General features: G+C 56.3%; 6 protein-coding genes and 1 pseudogene. All 7 read right to left on the reverse strand.

Features of this window, described 5'->3' with window-relative positions; all coding sequences use genetic code 11:
- Positions 1-259: 259 nt before the first annotated feature.
- Positions 260-529, reverse strand: a complete 270-nt coding sequence (locus tag ACEQFP_RS17150) for a hypothetical protein (protein WP_139153059.1) — start codon at positions 527-529, stop codon at positions 260-262.
- Positions 530-852: 323 nt separating this feature from the next.
- Positions 853-1,254 (reverse strand): ProQ/FINO family protein, encoded by a 402-nt coding sequence (locus ACEQFP_RS17155; RefSeq protein WP_058655001.1) that lies wholly within the window; start codon positions 1,252-1,254, stop codon positions 853-855.
- Between the two features lie 154 nt (positions 1,255-1,408).
- On the reverse strand, positions 1,409-1,618 hold the full coding sequence (locus ACEQFP_RS17160; protein ID WP_058655002.1) for an MbeD family mobilization/exclusion protein: 210 nt from the start codon (positions 1,616-1,618) through the stop codon (positions 1,409-1,411).
- A 3-nt stretch (positions 1,619-1,621) separates the two neighbouring features.
- Positions 1,622-2,107, reverse strand: coding sequence for an MbeB family mobilization protein (locus ACEQFP_RS17165; protein WP_058655003.1), 486 nt, complete (start codon positions 2,105-2,107; stop codon positions 1,622-1,624).
- A 370-nt stretch (positions 2,108-2,477) separates the two neighbouring features.
- A pseudogene (locus ACEQFP_RS17170) lies at positions 2,478-2,846 on the reverse strand (hypothetical protein); the annotation flags it as partial.
- On the reverse strand, positions 2,785-3,108 hold the full coding sequence (locus ACEQFP_RS17175) for a MobC family plasmid mobilization relaxosome protein (protein WP_182932148.1): 324 nt from the start codon (positions 3,106-3,108) through the stop codon (positions 2,785-2,787). The gene ACEQFP_RS17175 and the pseudogene ACEQFP_RS17170, both read right to left, overlap by 62 nt.
- Before the next feature lie 160 nt (positions 3,109-3,268).
- Complete coding sequence (locus ACEQFP_RS17180; RefSeq protein WP_058655000.1) at positions 3,269-3,904, reverse strand: hypothetical protein; 636 nt, start codon at positions 3,902-3,904, stop codon at positions 3,269-3,271.
- Positions 3,905-4,897: the final 993 nt, after the last annotated feature.

The following is a 4,897-nucleotide window of genomic DNA, read 5'->3' on the forward strand; positions in this document are numbered from 1 at the left end:
ACGACCTAGACGACGGGCGCTACGCCCTCTTGGTTTTTATATACCCACTAGAGCAGGCACAACAGGCACAGTACAGCCAGCCGGTAACGCTACGTGGATTCTGTAGCTGTGGCAGGGCTACGACATTGCAGAACTCACAGGATAAAAGACCTACCACGGCAACGGGCAGTCCAAGGTGTTTAAACCCGTCGTGCCGACGCGGGATAGCGGGGAGAGAATCGTATGTAAACCCTAACTCAAAGTGTACGTAAATCCCAACTTAATACGAGTTACCAGAATGCGGCGTTTTCTTGTGAGATATATATTTCTGTCCGGCATCCGTCGATACAGAACAGCCCCCGCCGCCGCCTGATTTCTTTCCGAGTAATACGCCGGTTATAGGCTGGCTTGCTGGGTTAGCGTCCGGGCGGATAATTGGCTGAACGTTATCACTCCCACGGCGATAAGGTTTAATAATCATTCGGCTAACTCCGCTTAAAATTAAAATGGTTTTCTGTACGCCTATCACGGCGAAGATAATATTCTTCATTCGTTTTAATCGTCGCGACTAACATATTAAACACCGCTAACCACACGAAAAACAGGCTCTGGGCTGCGAGCGCCCTATAAGATCTTTATAAGATTAATAAAAAGATCTTATAAGTGAAATCTTTACGACTGGGGATAAAAATCGATTTTCGATTCGGCGGTTTTCAAAGTTTAGGTTTAGAAGACTAATTTACCATAACATCCGTTCAGCGCACCGTCTAAACGGCACACAGGGCGATTTTACGCCCTGACGCCCATAAATCCCTGCCTTACCCCCCGAAAACCACCCAGAACGCCGCAGGTTAATTTTGAGGCCGTGCATAGCTATGCATCCGGCTCGTTGGGCACCGGTTTCGCCGCGGCATCGGCCTCTAATGCTTTTTTTCGTGCCTTTGCTTTCGCATCAATGCGCTGGAGCTGAACCTTTGCATAGGCTTTCTGCTCCGCTGACACCTCGCCGCACGGCGAACCATCAAGCCCCGTGCGCTCCGCTATCTTGCTCACCGCTTGCTGGTAGACGTAGCGGCTGGTGTACGACTTCATGGCGGCCTTCAGGATCGCCGCATCGAAAGGCAGTCCCCGCAACTTCGCATCGGCGACCAACTCCTCAAAAACCCCCAGTTTCAACGGGCGCGGCTGGCTGAAGTTAAACGCCTCGGGCCAGAACCCCTCGAGCAGGGCCCGGGCGTCGCGTTGCTGCTGTTTTTTGGCTTCGGACAGCGCCATAACTTCTCCTCATAAACTCACTGATGCGGCCAGCCGCCCTACATTGACGGGCCGTGATACGTTCGCGGCGGGCGCGGCGCTGGCGCGTCTTCAAGTTCGCGCGCCAGCGCCTGCCTTCTCAGCGCCGCGCGCTGCTGCTCTACCGACGCAATTTCTAGGACAAGCGGTCTAACTGCTCGCTTAAAGTCCGTATCTGCCTGCTCAAGTCGGAGACGCGCGCGTTCAGCGCCGCGTTCTCCCGTTGCATAAGACCAGACATCGTCCGCCATTCCGCGAAGGCGTGCTCCCACTCGTCCAGCCTTGTCGAATAGTCCTGCTGTAGCTGCGATAACGCGCTCAGCAACTGCTTTTCCAGCTCCGTCATTCCCTATTTCCCCGCCAGTATCATCCAGGTCGAATCGTCCCCGAACGCGCCCGGGCCCGGGTTCACCTTGACGCACGTCCGCCTCGCGTCCCCGCAGGTCGACAGCTGCACGCCGTTGTTCCTCGCCGACAGCATCGCCTGCGTGGCCTTCTGCGCCTCGATGGTCGTGTAATTCGCGACCATCTGCTGCCCCTGCCACCACAGCACGCTCCCGCTTGTTGCGATAAGCAGCACTGACACCGTCACCACTGTGACCCACGTCCGCCCGACCAGCCGCAGCGTGCTGCGCTGGTTCGACTGCATCGCCTCGTTCACCCCCTGCTCGTGGGCGCTGATGGCGGCGCTGATTCGCTTCGCGCTTGCGTTCAGTTCCGTTCTTACAGACTTCTCGTGCTCGCTGAAGGCGGCTTTCAGCATCTCGCCGGTACTCTGCTGCTGCGCTTTCGATTTCTGCTCTAAGTCCTTCGCCAGCGTGAAAAGACTGCTCATAGAGGGCCCCTTTTAGTCGAATGTTTTGCCCCCCGTCCGGGTCGGCAATGCTGATACTGCTTTTCGTGGTGCGTACCACCTCAAACCCTGACCGCGTCAGCGCCTCGGTGACGTCCTGCCGCGTTGCAAGCTCACCGGAGGAGGCCAGCGCGAGCAGCCCGCGCGTAATGGCCTGAGCGGCTTCCTGCTTCGTTTTGGGCAGGGCCGACGGCGTGACCAGCGCCCGGCGGTTCTCCGGCGCGTTCGGGTCGTGAAGCCCCAGCCTGCCGTTGACCAGCGTTTGCCAGGCATCGATGCGCGGGCGGTCGGCCCGGTCGTAATAGGGCTGGAGCCGCCTTCCCGTCAACAGGTCGGTATTCGGGATAAGGAAATTCAGCTCCAGCCGCCCCTTGTCGGCGTGCTCCACCCACAGCACGCTGTACTGGTCTTTTTCGAGGCCGGGCATCAGAACCCGCTCGAAGCTTGCCATCAATTTTTCGCGCTGACCGGGCGGCAGGTCGGCCTCCGCAAACGACAGCACGCCGGAGGTGTACTTCTTGGCGTAGGGCGACGCGTCGATAAGTTCACGCACCGACTCTGCGCGGCCCTGCAGAACGCTGGCGCCCTCGCGCTGCCGGTCTTTCCCCAGCAGGTAGTCCACCGGCCCGGCGCCGCCCCCGCGCCCCCGGGGGTGAAATTTAACGATCATCGTCCGGCCCCTTTGCCAGCACCGCCTCGCGGAGCTGCTCCAGTCCGGCATCGATGGCCATCAGTGCCGCCACGACCTGCACCCGGTCGTGCCCGGTACCGCCCCCGGCGTTAACCTGCCGGGCGATCTGGTTCAGGTTATTGCCCATGCCCGCCAGTTGGCGCAGTAGCGCCGGCGCGATCGAAGGAAGTTTGCCGGCACGCGCCGGCTTTTCATCAAGGCACGTTTGCCGAATCCATGCCGCGAGCTGTTTACCGTCGCAACGCTCCAGCAGTCGACGGTGCTCGTCCTCAGTCACCCACATCGTGAGCATTTTGTTGCGTTTCTCTGACAAGCGGGCCTCCTGAGAACACCGGGACAGACGGGGAACTTTTTCCGGTCTGCACATGGTTAGGCAAGATTAAATGATGCGGTTATCAAACCTTGTTAATACGATACCCATGCATATTGAGTCGGGATTGCCGCCAAAAAACCTACTGTGCCGCTCCTGCATCATATGCACGGTTAAACATTTCAGTGACTTCAGGACTTAACGAGCCAAGTAATTCATTGTTTCGTGGCTTGCCGTCGTAACCCTGCTGCAAGGCGATCATGCAAATCATACCGAGTTGGCCAGCACTCTTTTTGTACTGTTCCAACGTGATAGTGACGTTTGGCGGAATGCTGGCCTGTATCGCATCTTTCGTCAGTTGTTCGCATGCAGCAGTATTCATGGGCTGACGCGCGGGTTTCTTTTTTGAATCTTCAGGTAGGTCAAAACCTGTATAGCCCCCTAACCAGGCGTTATAAATAGCCCCGGCCTGATTACGGATAGCTTTAGGGTCTGTGGTTTTAGGGTCATGCGTCGAAACGTAGTGATCAGCAGCCTTCCCTGCCAATTCGTCAGCGGCAGGAAAGCCTATGTCATCACGGCTTTTTCCCTCTTTACAGGCTGCAATGAGAGCCTTGGTAAACTCGGTTTTCACAGCAGCATAGTCAGGTGAACTTTCAAGCGCATGGAGACCAGAGGCGCTGAGGGGATGGGAGCAATCTTTATTCCCTATAGCGGCAGCATAAGTAGGTGCCGTGAGAGCCGCCATGGCAGCAATAAATATCAATCGTGTAATCATTTTTTCCTTTGGGCAGGTTTCGGGGCGCAGCCCTGAACCAGTCACGTAGCGCTAGCGGAGTGTATACTGGCTTAATATGCTAAATCGGAGTGGTTGAAAGGTCAAAAGGATCATGGGATTAAGGCGTAATCAGACCGGCAGAGGAGTGGCACGGGTAAATGGCAGTGGAGATGATATGACGCCTCCTCGCTCATTCGCTCACTGCGTTCGGTCATGAGGCTGCGGCGGGCGTTGCGGGTCATCGTGAGGAAGTGTAGGACAGGTGCGGCAGGCAAGAAGGGTCAGAGCAAAGGGCGCGGGGAACCCGTTTTACCATAGGCTCCGCCCCCCTGACGAGACTCACAGAAATCGGATGATTTCCGGCGCTCAAATCAGTGGTGGCGAAACCCGACACAGCTTAAAGATGCCAGACGTTTCCCTCTGGCGGCTCCCTCGTGCGCTCCTGTGTTCCCGTCTTATGGGTTGTCGGTGTCTTCCGCAATTATGGCTGCGGTTTCTCATACCACGCCTGACACTCAACTCCACGTAGACGGTTCGCTCCAAGCTGGACTGTATGCACGAACCCCCCGTTCAGTCCGACTACCACGCCAAGTAAGGTAACTATCAACTTGAGTCCAACCCTTACAGACACGACGAATCGCCATTGGCGGTAGCCACTGGTAACTGATTTAGAGGAGTGAGTCTTGAAGTTATGGGCCGTTTAAGGCTAAACTGAAAGGACAGATTTGGTGACTGCGCTCCTCCAAGCCAGTTACCTTGGTTCAAAGAGTTGCTGCTCTGCGAACCTTCGAAAAAACCGCCTTGCTGGGCGGTTTTTTCGTTTCAGAGATTACATCTCGTCACACGTAACTGTCAACACAACGATTTAACCCAGGCCCACACAATCAAACCCTTTGCAGAGCAAGACAAACAATAAACGACCTAGACGACGGGCGCTACGCCCTCTTGGTTTTTATATACCCACTAGAGCAGGCACAACAGGCACAGTACAGC

The organism is Edwardsiella sp. A.80236, assembly GCF_044540725.1.
Taxonomy (GTDB): Bacteria; Pseudomonadota; Gammaproteobacteria; order Enterobacterales; family Enterobacteriaceae; genus Edwardsiella; species Edwardsiella tarda.